The 14431-nt window shown below is 40.8% G+C and carries 14 protein-coding genes, 1 pseudogene and 1 riboswitch; all 15 genes and pseudogenes read left to right on the top strand.

Annotation, left to right across the window (positions count from 1 at the left end; translation table 11 throughout):
* Positions 1–48 precede the first annotated feature (48 nt).
* The 15 genes and pseudogenes from ACQ4KW_RS17675 (at position 49) to ACQ4KW_RS17605 (ending at position 14393) form a co-directional block, all read left to right on the top strand.
* The gene (locus ACQ4KW_RS17675) at positions 49–1074 is read left to right on the top strand and encodes a 2-hydroxyacyl-CoA dehydratase family protein (protein ID WP_430883759.1); all 1026 of its coding nucleotides are present in this window, start codon (positions 49–51) and stop codon (positions 1072–1074) included.
* Positions 1062–1850, top strand: a complete 789-nt coding sequence (locus ACQ4KW_RS17670) for an acyl-CoA dehydratase activase (protein ID WP_430883758.1) — start codon at positions 1062–1064, stop codon at positions 1848–1850. The genes ACQ4KW_RS17675 and ACQ4KW_RS17670 overlap by 13 nt, the downstream gene beginning before the upstream one ends.
* Positions 1843–2274: a 6-carboxytetrahydropterin synthase QueD gene (gene queD / locus ACQ4KW_RS17665; protein WP_430883757.1), complete on the top strand. Its 432-nt coding sequence runs from the start codon at positions 1843–1845 to the stop codon at positions 2272–2274. Before ACQ4KW_RS17670 ends, queD begins: the two co-directional genes overlap by 8 nt.
* The gene (gene queE, locus ACQ4KW_RS17660) at positions 2267–2929 is read left to right on the top strand and encodes a putative 7-carboxy-7-deazaguanine synthase QueE (protein ID WP_430883756.1); all 663 of its coding nucleotides are present in this window, start codon (positions 2267–2269) and stop codon (positions 2927–2929) included. The genes queD and queE overlap by 8 nt, the downstream gene beginning before the upstream one ends.
* 1 nt (position 2930) lies before the next feature.
* Positions 2931–3608, top strand: a complete 678-nt coding sequence (gene queC / locus ACQ4KW_RS17655; RefSeq protein ID WP_430883755.1) for a 7-cyano-7-deazaguanine synthase QueC — start codon at positions 2931–2933, stop codon at positions 3606–3608.
* Positions 3609–3887: 279 nt separating this feature from the next.
* A pseudogene (locus ACQ4KW_RS17650) lies at positions 3888–4624 on the top strand (NAD-dependent protein deacylase).
* Positions 4602–5705, top strand: a complete 1104-nt coding sequence (locus tag ACQ4KW_RS17645) for a hypothetical protein (protein WP_430883754.1) — start codon at positions 4602–4604, stop codon at positions 5703–5705. The pseudogene ACQ4KW_RS17650 and the gene ACQ4KW_RS17645 overlap by 23 nt, the downstream one beginning before the upstream one ends.
* A 63-nt stretch (positions 5706–5768) precedes the next feature.
* Positions 5769–6335: a hypothetical protein gene (locus tag ACQ4KW_RS17640; RefSeq protein ID WP_430883753.1), complete on the top strand. Its 567-nt coding sequence runs from the start codon at positions 5769–5771 to the stop codon at positions 6333–6335.
* A 212-nt stretch (positions 6336–6547) separates the two neighbouring features.
* The gene (locus ACQ4KW_RS17635) at positions 6548–7102 is read left to right on the top strand and encodes a GNAT family N-acetyltransferase (RefSeq protein ID WP_430883752.1); all 555 of its coding nucleotides are present in this window, start codon (positions 6548–6550) and stop codon (positions 7100–7102) included.
* Positions 7103–7111: 9 nt separating this feature from the next.
* On the top strand, positions 7112–8332 hold the full coding sequence (locus ACQ4KW_RS17630; protein ID WP_430883751.1) for a hypothetical protein: 1221 nt from the start codon (positions 7112–7114) through the stop codon (positions 8330–8332).
* A 57-nt stretch (positions 8333–8389) separates the two neighbouring features.
* On the top strand, positions 8390–8758 hold the full coding sequence (locus ACQ4KW_RS17625; protein WP_430883750.1) for a hypothetical protein: 369 nt from the start codon (positions 8390–8392) through the stop codon (positions 8756–8758).
* A gap of 33 nt (positions 8759–8791) precedes the next feature.
* Positions 8792–8879, top strand: a riboswitch (SAM riboswitch).
* A gap of 102 nt (positions 8880–8981) precedes the next feature.
* Positions 8982–9662, top strand: coding sequence for a vitamin B12 dependent-methionine synthase activation domain-containing protein (locus tag ACQ4KW_RS17620; RefSeq protein WP_430883749.1), 681 nt, complete (start codon positions 8982–8984; stop codon positions 9660–9662).
* Complete coding sequence (locus ACQ4KW_RS17615; protein ID WP_430883748.1) at positions 9646–12030, top strand: homocysteine S-methyltransferase family protein; 2385 nt, start codon at positions 9646–9648, stop codon at positions 12028–12030. The genes ACQ4KW_RS17620 and ACQ4KW_RS17615 overlap by 17 nt, the downstream gene beginning before the upstream one ends.
* 284 nt (positions 12031–12314) lie before the next feature.
* A complete protein-coding gene (locus ACQ4KW_RS17610) occupies positions 12315–12608 on the top strand; it encodes a DUF1294 domain-containing protein (protein WP_430883747.1) in 294 nt (97 codons plus the stop codon).
* A gap of 87 nt (positions 12609–12695) precedes the next feature.
* Complete coding sequence (locus ACQ4KW_RS17605) at positions 12696–14393, top strand: methyl-accepting chemotaxis protein (protein WP_430883746.1); 1698 nt, start codon at positions 12696–12698, stop codon at positions 14391–14393.
* Positions 14394–14431 lie beyond the last annotated feature (38 nt).

The raw sequence follows: 14431 nt of genomic DNA, 5'->3' as shown, positions 1-14431 counted from the left end.
TTTTTGAGGCTTGCAAGATGACATTCAAGTGACACCGGGGAGGGTGCCATGCAAAACAAACCATTAAAAAAAGTAGGCATCACAACAACTGTGCCAGCTGAAATTCTTTATGCTGCAGGTGTTGTGCCTGTTGATATGAACAATCTCTTCATTACAGCAGAAAAGTATGACAAGTATATTGAACGAGCCGAAAGAGATGGCTTTCCCAAGAGCATGTGCGCTTGGATTAAAGGCATTTACGGTGCTGTTCTCGACCATGAAATTGACACGCTCATTGGTGTCATTGAAGGCGACTGCTCCAATACAAAGGTACTTCTAGAAGTACTGGAAAGAAAAGGCGTTAAAATGATTCCTTTTGGGTTTCCCCACGGCAAAGACGTGGAAGGTATGACCAGTCAAATTGAGACGCTTTGTAAAATCTTAGGGGTTACACAAGAGGCGGTCAATTTCTACAGAGAAAAGCTTGGAAACATTCGAAACTTAGGTGTGAAACTGGACGAGCTCACCTATGAGACCAATCAAGTCAAGGGGTTTGAAAACCACTTATATCTTGTAAGTTTTAGCGATTTTATGAATGATCCGGACGAATATGCCAAGCTTTTAGAAGACAAAATTTATGAAGCAAAGACAAGACAACCTATGAAGGATAAAATTCGACTAGGCTATATGGGCGTTCCTCCAATGCAGGGAGACCTCTATGACTACTTGGAGAGTATGGACGCTCGTGTTGTTTTTAATGAAGTTCAGCGAGAATTCATGTTTCCTCGATGGGCGGCGTCAAAGAATATTGTGGACCAGTACTTGGACTACACCTATCCATATGATCTATCGTCAAGACTTGCTGACATCAACGACCAGGTCGAGCTTAGAAAGATTGACGCAATTATTCACTACACTCAGGCTTTTTGTCATAAGGCTGCAGAAGACATGATTGTCAAAACTGAGCTTAGTGTACCAGTTCTTCAGATTGAAGGGGATAAGCTCAATTGCCTGGATGCAAGGACGAAATTGAGAATAGAAGCCTTTGTGGACATGCTTAAGGACAAAAAGGAGTTTGAATTATGCGCGTTTTAGGCATTGATATGGGCAGTCGTGAAGTCAAGATACTCCTTGTTGAGAATAACCAGGTTGTCCTTCGAAAAAAAATAAGTACAATGCAGTTTTACAGGGATCGCTGCATAAAAAAAGATAGATTAATGGTCAATACACAAAGTTTAGGCATTGATGCGTTTGATATTGGAGTCTCGACAGGTTATGGACGAAACAATACAGACCTTGATTGTTTTACGCAAATCAATGAGGTTAAGGCGCATGTATATGGTGCATTAAAACAATCTGGAAAAAATTCTTTTATACTCCTTGATGTCGGTGGACAAGACGTTAAACTGGCAAAGGTTGAAAAAGGAATTATGACAGATCTTGAACTGAACGAGAAGTGTGCTGCATCCTGCGGTCGCTACTTAGAAAACATGGCCAGTGTTCTTGAAGTGGATTTAGATGAACTTGGACGACATCATAATAATCCAGTGGACCTCAATGCAACTTGTGCAATATTCACAGAATCAGAGCTTATTGGACACATTGCAGATGGAGACACGACTGAATCTCTTTGTGCAGGTGTTAATTATGCTCTTTACAAGAGAATCAAACCTATGCTTCTTCGTTTTGGTGGAAATCAAGTTGTTTTAGGGGGCGGTGTTGCAAAGAACGAAGCCTTGCTTGAATATTTAAAATCGGACTATGACAAAGTCATGGCTTTGGAAGATCCCCAGTTCAATGGGGCCATAGGATGTTGTCATTACGGTCTTGCGAAGGCTGGGGTAAAGAAAGTTGAGGAAAATCATGTATAGACTAAAATCAGAAGCAAGTTTTGATAGTGCACATTTTTTAAAGGGGTATGATGGCAAGTGTTCCAATTTGCATGGTCATAGATGGAAAGTTGTGGCTGAAATTGGATCAGAGACACTTATTGAGTCAGGCCATTTAGAAGGCATGATTGTAGATTTTGGTGATTTAAAAAGTGATTTAAAAGCTCTGGCAGATGCTTTAGACCACAAACTCATCTTTCAAAAATGCACTCTTAAGCCAGCAACAATTGCCTGTCTATCGGAAGAAGGCTTTGAAATAGTAGAAGTCGAGGGGCGCCCGACCGCTGAGAACATGTCAAAATACTTTTATGACGCTCTCAAGGGAAAAGGCTACCAAGTCCTGCGTGTGGAAGTCTACGAGACACCAAACAATTCTGCAATCTATGAAGAGGTGAACCATGTATAGGGTGGTTGAAAAATTTGTAAGCATTAATGGCGAGGGCATGAAAAGTGGTGAGCTCGCGGTTTTTATCCGTTTTCAAAAATGCAACCTAAGATGCAGCTACTGTGACACGGCTTGGGCCTGTACCGAGACGGCTGATTACGTCGATATGACCAGTGAGGACATTGTAAGCTACATCGCACAGACCGGTGTGAGAAATGTGACATTAACAGGAGGGGAACCCCTGCTTCAAGACAATTTGTCCCTTCTGATAACAGATATTTCAAGACTCGGGAACATGCATGTTGAAATCGAAACAAATGGGAGTAAGTCTCTGGAATACCTGAGTCGAATGATTGCAAGACCCTCCTTTACAATGGATTATAAACTGCCCTCGTCAGGTATGGAAGACCATATGAAAGTAGATAACTTTGAAGTTTTAACCAAGAATGACACTTTGAAATTTGTCTGTGGAAGCATAGAGGATTTAGATGTGGCAAGGGCCATGATAAAAAAGCATGGGCTCTTAACAAACACGAATGTATACTTGAGTCCTGTGCACAGCTCCATAAGTCCTGAAGAAATCGTTGACTATATGGTTAAGCATAATTTAAACGGCGTAAAATTGCAGTTGCAACTACACAAATATATATGGGACCCAAACAAAAGAGGTGTGTAAGATGGAAAACAATATGAACCACGAAAAAGCGGTCGTTGTCTTCAGTGGTGGACAAGACAGCACGACTTGCCTATACTGGGCCAAGGAGAAGTTTGGCGAAGTTATAGCCGTGACCTTTAATTACAATCAAAGACATGTGCTTGAACTCGATTGCGCCAGAGCCATATGCGAAAAAGAAGGCATTGAGCACCATATTCTTGATATGAGCCTTCTTAATCAACTAGCCCCAAATTCCCTAACACGAAAAGATATAGATGTAGAAAAAGAGGCGCCAGAAGAAGGACTTCCAAACTCCTTTGTGGATGGGAGAAACCTTCTTTTCATGTCATTTGCAGGCGTTCTTGCCAAGCAGAAAGGGGCCAATCATATCGTGACGGGGGTTTCCCAATCAGATTTTAGTGGCTATCCAGATTGCAGGGATGTCTTTATCAAATCCCTTAATGTCACACTAAACCTTTCTATGGACTATACTTTTGTCATTCATACGCCACTTATGTGGATAGACAAGGCAGACACTTGGAAACTTTCAGATGATCTGGGGGTTCTTGACCTGGTGAAAAATGAAACCTTGACTTGTTACAACGGTGTTATTGGTAATGGCTGTGGAGAATGTCCAGCCTGTGCTCTTAGAAATAAGGGCTATGAGATTTTCCTTGAAAGGTACAATAAAAAAATATAATACTTGTAGTGTGTAGAAGAAAAGGGGCTGTTGCAAAATACAGCCCTCTTTTCATGTCCAAAAATGGGTATTACTCAACCAGTCCCTTTTAAAATACCATGGTAGGGTCTCGATTTTATACTTTACAGGCATTTTCAAGGTGAAAATATGAAGTTTGGTCGTGATGAGACCTAAGCTGTATAGATTTGCAAAGGTTACAAGTGATATACTTGAACTGATATTTCAAAATAAAAACTACAAAATAAAAACTTCAAAATAAAAACTATAAGGGAGGCTGACATGTCGATCGAAAAACTAAGAGAGTGGATTGAAAAAAGTGATAATATTGTTTTCTTTGGTGGGGCGGGAACATCGACTGAAAGTGACATTCCCGACTTTAGAACATCTGGCGGATTATATGATCAAAAATCAAGTAAATACCCTTATAAACCTGAAACCATAATCAGTCACAGCTTTTACATACAACACCCTGAAATTTTCTTCGAATATTATAAGGACAATCTTCTGTATCCTGATGCAAAACCAAATTTGGCACATAAGGCCTTGGTGAAAATGGAAAGAGAAAAAAACTTCGTGCAGTCATAACCCAAAATATTGATGGCCTTCATCAATTGGCTGGCCATGAAAATGTGATTGAACTCCATGGAAGTGTACATGAAAACTACTGTGAAAATTGTGGGCAGACATACAATCTGAAAGAGTTTTTAGACCTTAAAGGCGTGACACCGACCTGTACAAAATGTGGTGGGACAGTTCGTCCGGATGTGGTTTTGTATGAAGAAGGTCTTAAATCTCAAGTGATTGAAAAGGCCGTAAGAGCAATAGCCAGTGCAGACATGCTGATTATTGGCGGGACATCACTTGTGGTTTATCCAGCCGCAGGCCTGCTTCAATACTTTAGGGGAGACAAACTGGTTCTAATCAACAAGGCTAAGACACAGATGGACACCCAGGCAGATCTGGTTTTTAATCAATCCATTGGAGAGGTGCTTCATGAAGCTGTCCGCAGAGACTAAGACGACAGAAAACCTGCCTTATCCTTTTGTCCTTTATCCTCGTGGAGCCTTTGTTGTTTTCAGCAAGACTGAGGAGCGTGAAGGCTATTATTTATGCGACTGCATGAAAAAATCTGTGATCAATTATCTGGAACTTCGTCAAAGAACCCATCCGAATGAAATAAGGCTGGACACTTGGAACTTTCCTCAGGGTTTTGTAGATTTTATATGGGATAAACATGGTGATGCTGTGACAGGGTTTCATGATTGGATCAAGTTTATGGATTTTAAGAAAAACATATGTCATAGATGTCAGGGTAAAAAGCCACAGGTCGAGTTTTGTCCTAAATCCGAGGGAACTGTATTCAGGCAGGCTTATGGATGGTATCTTGATATGAAGCACTATGAGTATGGGGTTGTTCCAAGACTTCAGCGTTATCTTCCCAACATGGAAAGTGAGAAGCTCAAGGAGCTTATAGCTTATAAGTATGTGAGTTTGAAGGATGACATTTTATATCATGAATCTATTGAAAGCTTACCTGAAATAAGCATTGAAGCATGGCTTGCTGATCATGACATCATTTGGAGTGATGGGGAGCCTCGTGTGTGGGATCCTCAGTATCCTCATAACTTTATACAGGCCTTAAAGCGGGAACTGGAACGACGGAAAACAAGCGTCAGGCGCTATATTGAAGACGGCATACGGGCAGACTTTGAGTATCCGCCTCTTATAGGCAAGTGGAAATCGGAGCAAAAGCTTTATGAATACGTGAAAAAGCTGGTACCAAAGGTGAAAATTAAAAGAAACCACAGGTCCAAAATACTTGATCATCTTGAAATGGATATTTGGTTGCCTGATTATAAAATAGGTATCGAATATCAGGGCATTCAACACTATGAGCCTGTCAAGCACTGGGGCGGAAAAAGAGGGCTGGAAAAAGTCCAGGCCAGGGACCTTAGAAAAAAAGAACTGGCTATGGAAAATGGTATAAAACTATTATATTTTCACCACTACGAGGTCTTGAGCCTAGAACTTGTACATAAAAAGTTACAGCCCTATATTGACAATATAAAGCCAGTGAGAGTGAAAGATGATTTTTAAGCCCTGCATTGAAGTTTTAATGTCAGTGTTTTATAATGAATCTACCAATCTATGGAGGGCATTATGGACACTCGGACACTAAAAAAAATAGCAAGATTATTAAATGAAAATCACATCTCATGGGGGCTTGGTGCATCAAGTATGTTATTTTTTCATGGACTTGTTGACCAGCCAAGAGATATTGACCTTATGATCGATGAAGAAGATGCCCAGATTGCGGCTCAACTTCTAAAAAAATATGCAAGTCGTGTTCAAACAGATGATGGCAAGGGCAAGTATGCCACAAAGTATTTTTATGAAATGCAAATTGATGGTCAAGATGTGGATATGATTGGTGGATACAGAATTTTGCGTGGGGAATGGATTTATGATTTTCCAAAGCTTAAAGGCATGCGGTTAGATACAGTTGATTGCGATGGAGTGAAAATACCTCTTACAAGGATTGAAGATTGGTTTGTTGCCTACCTTATTATGGAGGATCCCAAGAAGAGAGTCCCAATGATTGAGGGCTTTGCTCAAGAAAAGAATGGCTTCACCTACAAGGAGCAAATCCAAAACGCCTATGATCAAATCGTCCGAAAAGCACCGCATGAAAAGGCTTTGATGGCGACTTTGAAGAAGTGGATATAATATTCTCAAAAGTAAGGCGTTTAAAACGAAAAAAAGGCTCCGTATCGCTACGGGGCCTTCAATATGAGTTACGGATACAAGATCCTTACTCCGGGGAACATGTTTTATGGCATCAGTTTATCAGTAGGGGAATAAGCTTGAATTAAGGTCGTGTTAATTTATGGTTAAACACCTTTTGCAGTCGAAATACATATATGGGCTAGGAGCATTCAATGGAAATACAATTTGAAACGGAAAGACTCATTTTAAAATGTCTCAATGAAAGTGACGCCGGGATTCTCTTAGATTACTTTTTAAGAAACGCAGAGTTTTTACAGCCTTGGGAAGTTGTGAGAGGACCATCTTTTTATACGATGGAAAACATGGAGAAACTGATAGTGGATGACCTGCAGGGCCTTAAAGCAGGCCACACACTTCGGTTTTGGATCCTAAAAAAAGAAGATCAAGGTAGAATCATTGGCAGCGTAGCCCTATCTAATATTATAAGGGGGGTCTTTCAGTCAGCTTTTATAGGGTACAGATTAGACAAAGAAGAAATCAATAAGGGCTATATGACAGAAGCTATTGTCAAAATGGTGGCGATTGCCTTTGAAAAGTTGAGTTTGCATAGAATAGAAGCCAACATAATACCAAGAAATACAAGATCAATTAGAACTGTTGAAAAAGCAGGTTTCGAATATGAAGGCATCAGCAAAAAGTACTTGAAAATCAACGGTGTTTGGGAAGACCATGTGCATATGGTCATACTCAATGAAGCTATGGAATAGGGGTGTGTTATGCGTAAGCCACTCATAATGATTATGATGGTCATTGTCCTTCTAACGGGGTGTGACACTTTAAGAGGGGATTCAAGATCTTATCGGATGGATAAAGAAACCAAGTATCTTGCAGAACTTTGTGAGCCGATAGACTTAAGTCATACAGATGACATTACAGCAATGTTCGAGCGTCAAATAAGGTCTCAAAACATAGTTTTATCAGGAGAGGTTCCAGGTGTTAGTGGCAATGCAGACCTTCAAAAATATTTTTTTGAGGCCTTCAACGGCATGCGTGAAATAGATTATCTTGTGGTGGAACTGCCTTTTTCAGCCGGTGAAATTTTAAATGGGTATATGAAGGAAACTGGTGAAGATAAGCTGGACGAGGTGTTTGATGCCTTAAAGGGCAAGCCCTATGCCACAGAAGAAAACCGTTCCTTCTTTAGACAGCTCAAGTTAATGCTTAAAAGTCGAGGCCAAACTGTTCGTATAGTGGGTGTAGATCTTGAATATGCACCTGAACTTAGCCTCAACCACTTAACAAGTCTTATAGGGAAACATGCTTCAGACGCCTTTCCGCTTGCAAGTGAACTCATTGAAGCCAAAGAAAAAGGTTTCATACAGGCAGATTATTTACAGGTGAGTTTTTTAAGCCTGCTAAAAGATTTTAGAAATGATCCAGACTTAGCCATGGAAACATTCGGAAATGACTATGGTGACATCCTGAACATTCTTGTGAATTTAGAACTTGTCTATGAAGAAATGGACTCAGATAAACCAGACTTGTTTAATCATGTGCGCAGTGATCGTATGGTTGCAAACTTCTTGAGGGTCTACGATAATGCACCAAATGCCATGTATTATGGACAGCTTTCAAATCCAGCTGTTATGCAGTCAAGCCATCTTGATTACGATTGGTTTGCAAGTGCCATTCAAAATGAAAGAGACTCGATAAAAAATAAGGTTGTCAGCCTGCTTTACACATATGAAGACTGTAAGCGCATGATTCAACTTGCCGGTCGCCCAGAAGTGGAGAAACTTGATCTGTTTAAATTTGATAACAAAACGGTTCTTAAGGCAATTAATAGACCTTATACACTTATTAGCCTCATTGAAAAAGACTCTCTATTTAACGAAGCATCTATAATCTTTGAAAAGGATTTTGAAGGCGCAGTAACAGACTATTTTCAGTATTTGATTGTTTTAAAGGATTCCCCAGCAGCCAAAGCGCTGGAATGATTATTATAGTAAGAGCAAGTCAATCTAGAAAAATATTTGATTTGGATAGGTGATTATATGGGACTTATTGAGGAGTATAGGTGGATCTGCGTAAAGACCATAAGTGAAGGTCAAACCGCCTATGAAATTGAAAGCGTGTTTTATAAAAATGACCTGCCTATACAGGTAAGAGAGTCTGAAAATGAATATGCAATATGGGTGCCGATGAAGTACAAAGAGATCTCCATTGATGTCATCGAAAATTATTTAATAGATAACTTAGCAGATGGATTTGTTCGGTTTAAAGACAAAGTGTCACCACAGGATCAGATACACATCGGACGTGACTATGAGCGTAAGGCGCCTCCCAAATTTTATTTTTTTCTTATTCTTATTGGACTCTTTTTACTTTTACTTAGACTCATATATGGCATTGACTTTTTATAAGAAATTATGGTATCATATGCAAAATTGAATCGAATCTTATCGAGAACAGGGGAGAGAATTCGCTCTATGATCCTGTACCAACCTGCTATACGCGTGGTGGTCCTACGAATACGGATAAGTTATATTGGTAGACGAGCCTTATCCAAAATGGATAAGGCTTTTTTTATATTTAAGTCTTGGTGGCGGGGAAGCTTGTAAAGCAAGGGAATTTGGAGGTAGGTGCATGAATCATGAAGCACTCAAGAGTCAGATAATCAAGGAAATTACAGGAGACAAAGCAGTGCATATGGATTTAGATCTGGCCTCTAAAATAGAAAAAATGATACAAGAAGTCGAAAGACTCTCAACCTTCAATCCCATTTCAAGAGCACAAACATGTCAGTATAATGAGATGGGGGCTAAGGTGAAAGTGGCACAAATGCCCATTGAAAGTCAGAGTTTATGTAGATTTCTAGAAGGTGCACCAGAGTGTATATTGATGGCGGCAACCTTGGGGGCCCGGGTTGAGCAGCGTCTAAGTGTCTTACAGCTTACGGATATGGCCGGTGCCTACTTATTCGATTGTGTATGCCTTTACTATTTAGAAGCCAAACTGGATGAATGGGAAGAAAACTTACGAGAGATCCTTAGAATGGAAAATAAGTATTTATCGAAAAGATTCAGCCCAGGCTATGGGGATTTATCCCTAGAAATTCAGAAGAATTTACTTGCTTATTTAGACGCCCATAGGCGCATTGGCATAGAACTCACTGAGAATTACTTAATGATTCCGCAAAAATCTGTCACTGCGATTTTGGGCGTTCATACAAGGCCTTTTAAGGATAAATACGCCAGGTGCGATGCCTGCATAAGAAGGGAAAACTGCAAAAGACAAGGGGGAGGACACTGTGAATTTCATTCATAAACTAAAATCCAATCATCTATTTTTCGATGGCTCCATGGGGAGCCTACTCATTCAAAAGGGCATACAGAGCGAAGGCGATCCGTCGCTGCTCAATATGAGCCATCCGGATGTGATTCGAGATATACATAAATCGTATGCGAGTGCTGGCGCAGATTTTATGACCACGAACACATTTGGAGCCAATCGGTATAAACTAGATGGCTCTAGCTATACAGTTGAACAAGTGGTCACAAAAGCTGTTGAACTTGCTGCTGAAATCGTCAATGAGGCAAAGGATGATAAATATGTGGCCCTAGATATTGGTCCAACAGGTAAACTCCTTGAACCAATGGGACAAATGTCATTTGATGAGGCTTATGATGTTTTTAAAGAACAGGTCATAGCAGGGGCAAAAGCAGGGGCAGACCTTATCATTATCGAGACCATGTCAGATTTGCTAGAAGCCAAAGTGGCCCTTCTAGCAGCCAAAGAAAATTCAGATCTTCCAGTTGTAGTGACCATGACCTTTCAGGAAAATGGAAGAACCCTCAGTGGGTCACCAGCTGATGTTGTAGGACTTACTTTGGAATCAAATGGAGCTGATGCAGTCGGAATAAACTGTTCCACTGGCCCTAATAAAATGAAAGACCTTGTTGAAAAAATGGGAACAATTTTAACTGTACCAGTTTTAGTTCAGCCCAATGCAGGCCTGCCTAGGCACTTGGAAGGGGGCGTTCAGTATGACCTTTCAATTGAAGACTTTGTTGATCAGATGGAGGGCCTTGCAAAGAGTGGCGCTCATATTCTTGGAGGCTGCTGTGGCACAACACCAGCTTATATAGAGGGTCTTAAAGAGAGGCTTAAATATTCAAAACCTCCCGGGTTAAAGGAGACGCGTCTTGCTGCAGTTTGCTCCTCTACCAAGTTGGTTTCTTTTGATAAGGCCCCTGTGATTATTGGAGAAAGAATCAATCCAGCCGGGAAGGCTGTTCTAAAAAAATCCTTCCAGGAGGGCAGAATTGATGTGGCTGTAAAAGAGGCTTTTGATCAGGTTGAAGCTGGCTGTGACATTATCGATGTCAATGTCAGTGGGCGTGGGGTCGATGAAAGTGCTATCTATGAAAAATTAATTGTCACACTCAACGGAACGCTTGAAGCCCCACTGCAAATTGACAACACAAAGGCTGAGGTTGTTGAAAGAGCCTGTCGTATTTACGCCGGCGTTCCAGTGATCAATTCAGTGAATGGAAAAGCCAGTTCCATGGATTCCATTTTTCCAGTAGCAAAAAAATATGGTGCCATGCTGATTGGGCTTGCCCTTGACGGAGACGGTATTCCAGAGACTGTTGACGATAGAATTGAAGTCGTTAAACGAATTGTGAATGAAGGGGAAAAATACAATATTACAGGCAGTCGTTTTCTAATAGACTGTTTAACTCTGTCAGCAGCCAGCGGCAGGGAGACTTATAAGGTCACTCTGGAGGCCATGGATCGGGTGAAAAATGAGCTTGGTCTCAAAACGACCCTCGGAGCGAGTAACGTTTCATATGGGCTTCCCAATCGTGATATTGTCAATGGTGCTTTTTTAAGCATGGCATTTGCTAAGGGGCTTGATGCGCCGATCACAGACCCCCTCCAGCCAGAAATTAAAAAGGCCATTGATGTGTTTGCCTTTTTTGAAGACAACGAAAGACCCGGTCAGTCGTATTTGGAGGTCTATGGGCAATCAGAAACCGTAAGCACCAAGGGGGCTAAGTCAGAACTGAGTCTGCAGTCTGCTATTGAAAAGGGCTTTAGGAGTGAAGCTGTTGCGTGCACAAAAGCCTATTTAAAAGAAAACAGCCCTCAGGCGGTTGTGGACAAGCATCTTATTCCGGCCCTTGAGCGTGTGGGAGACAAATATGACAAAGGTAAAATATACTTGCCTCAGTTACTGAGTTCTGCCGAAGCCGCCAAAGCTTCCTTTGAAGTTGTTAAGGTTGAGATTGAAAAATCCGCTGTTGAACTGGAGGAGAAACTGCCTGTTGTTCTTGCGACAGTAGAAGGAGATGTTCATGATATTGGCAAGAACATAGTGGGAGTCATGCTTGAAAACTTTGGCTACGAGGTCATAGACCTAGGAAAAAATGTATCAACCGATAAAATATTAAAAGCGGTGGAAGAGCACAATGTGAAATTAGTGGGGCTTTCAGCCCTTATGACAACAACCGTGGAGTCGATGGCGCAGTCTATTCAGGCCCTGCGTGAAAATTACCCACAGGTGCAAATCATGGCAGGTGGAGCCGTTTTGACTGAAGACTATGTGGCTGAGATTGGGGCGCATGCTTATGGAAAAGATGCCCGTGAAGCTGTTCGAATAGCGGACCGTATTTTGAAAGGGAAAGTCTAAATCAAGATGTGCAGGTTTTGAAGCGTAATCGTATACTATATATAGGGTATCGGTGATATACTGAGGGAGTCTTTTTCTCAATGTCTTTATAGGCATATAGGAAAAGACCCCTTTTATATTGAGGCCTTTATTTCAAAAGATGTCCTTAAAACATGTGAAATTTATGAAATAAGATGCCTTCTGTACTGCCCTGCCGAACGAGCCAATACAGATTATAAATTATGTTAAGACATTGTAAATTCAAAAAGGTCCCATGAAAGATATAATAATAACTGGTGATAATTATGACAAGCTTTACAGTTTTAAGTATTTTCGCAATAATCAATTTCGTTTCTTTTGTATTAATGGCCGCAGATAAATATAGGGCTAAAAAGGGACTCTGGAGAGTTAGCGAGTCCACTTTTATTGGTCTATCTCTTATTGGTGGCACAATGGGGGTGCTTTGTGGCATGCTTGTGTTCAGGCATAAAACAAGCAAATCCAAGTTTCGATATGGTGTACCACTTATATTATTAATGCAGTGGGGTGGCTGCTTGTGGATGGCATATCGCAGTATGATTTTAATTTCTATTTTCTAATTTTGGCGCTTGCATACTTTCAAATGCATGTCACTTCATTTTATTGTGCATGCCTTGGTTTGAATTGGTTCGTTAGGAGTGGGGTAAATGAAAATACGCACAAGGTTAATGTTGTTTGCTGTCATTGTGGCAGTCCTTATTGGTGGTGTTGGGTTTTACGGTGTTAATAGTCTGAAATTTGTCAACAGCAGTATGGAAACCATTTATGAAACAAATCTGAGTAATATACAAAGTCTAGCAAAGGCAAGAGAAAGCTATTTGCGGATTCAAATTAGTTTGTTCAAGTTGGCGACAAACCAAAGTCAAACAGTTCGAACATCTATAATAGATGGCGACTTAACACCTTCTATTGAATACATAGACACGACACTGGATGCATTCTCAAAAATGGATTTAACAGAAGCAGAATCCAAATATCTTGAAATGCTGACAGAACGTCAAAATAGTTTGAGTGCAAAGGTAAATGATTATCTTGATAATCTAAACAGTGGCTATACAAGAGACCAACTTCTTGTGAAATACGGAAGTATTGAATCGGCTATGCAAGGCGTTATGGTGATTTGTGATTCTCTCATCGAAGAAAATAAAAATGCTGCAGCATCTGAGTACACTTCATCAATGGACAGTCAGCACCACATGGTGACAACTATGATCATAGCTGTTGCGGTAACCGTTCTTGTCTGTGTCGTTTTCGCCAATGTGACTGTCAAGTCTGTGACAAAGCCAATTGGTAAAATGGAGAAGGGTTTGTCCCTAATTGCTGAAGGGGATTTAACTGTGACCCTTCAAACAAATGATAAGACAGAGATTGGAAGCCTTTCAAGAAGTCTAAGTAAAACCACAGAAAGTTTACGTGGTCTGATCGGTCACATTCAGGAAGCCTCTGAATCAATTTCAGTTGCAGGTGACCGTCTTGATGATATGACGCAAAAGACAGGCGAATCATCAACACAAGTGGCTGGTGCCATTAATGATATTGCAAAAGGGGCCTCTGACCTTGCAGACCATGCTGAGGAAATCATTCGTCTGATGACGGACACATCCCACCAGACAAAGCAGGGGGGAGAACAGCTTGAAATTACAACAAAAAATGCCGTGGCATCTAAGGAAGTGGCTCTTGAAGGCCAGCGGACAATAGAAGAAGCGGTTCATCTGATCGAAAACCTATCTGAAGATATGATCAAGGTGTCAAAGTCGGTTGAGAATCTACAAAAGCAGTCCGCATCAATTGGGGATATCATTACGACCATTGCTTCAATATCAGACCAAACAAACCTTCTTGCCCTAAACGCCAACATTGAAGCGGCAAGAGCAGGGGAACATGGCAGAGGCTTTGCTGTTGTTGCTGGAGAAGTTCGTGTTCTCGCTGAAGAAACGGGTCAAGCGGCCAAAAGCATCACAGAAATTATTCAGGGCATCCAAAATGAAGTTAAAGATGTGACAGGCAATATAGAGTCCAATGTGAATGAAGTGGAAAGAACCGTACAGGTTATGGAAAACAGCAAGAAATCCTTGGAACAGGTTGTCCATCAATCTACAGAAACTTCAGAGCAGTGTGAAGAACTAGGTGTTGTATTCAATCAAATTGAAGTGAGTGCTTCACAGTCATCTAGCGCAGTCGAGTCAATTTCTGCTATAATTGAAGAGTCAGCAGCATCTTCTGAACAAGTTTCGGCAGCAGCACAACAGCAGTCGGCTACAGTTCAAGAGATTGCGGCCTATGTTGAACAGTTGAATGGATTAAGTGAAACCCTTGATAAAGAGATTCAAATGTTCAAGATTTAGACGAAAATTTTGTGTACGTCATTTCGCCATAGTAAAAT

Origin of the sequence: Tianxiuia mixotrophica (assembly GCF_050596425.1) — a bacterium.
Classification (GTDB): domain Bacteria; phylum Bacillota; class Clostridia; order Peptostreptococcales; family Acidaminobacteraceae.
Note: the sequence above shows the minus strand (reverse complement) of the source record. Positions and strands in the feature narration are given on the sequence as shown.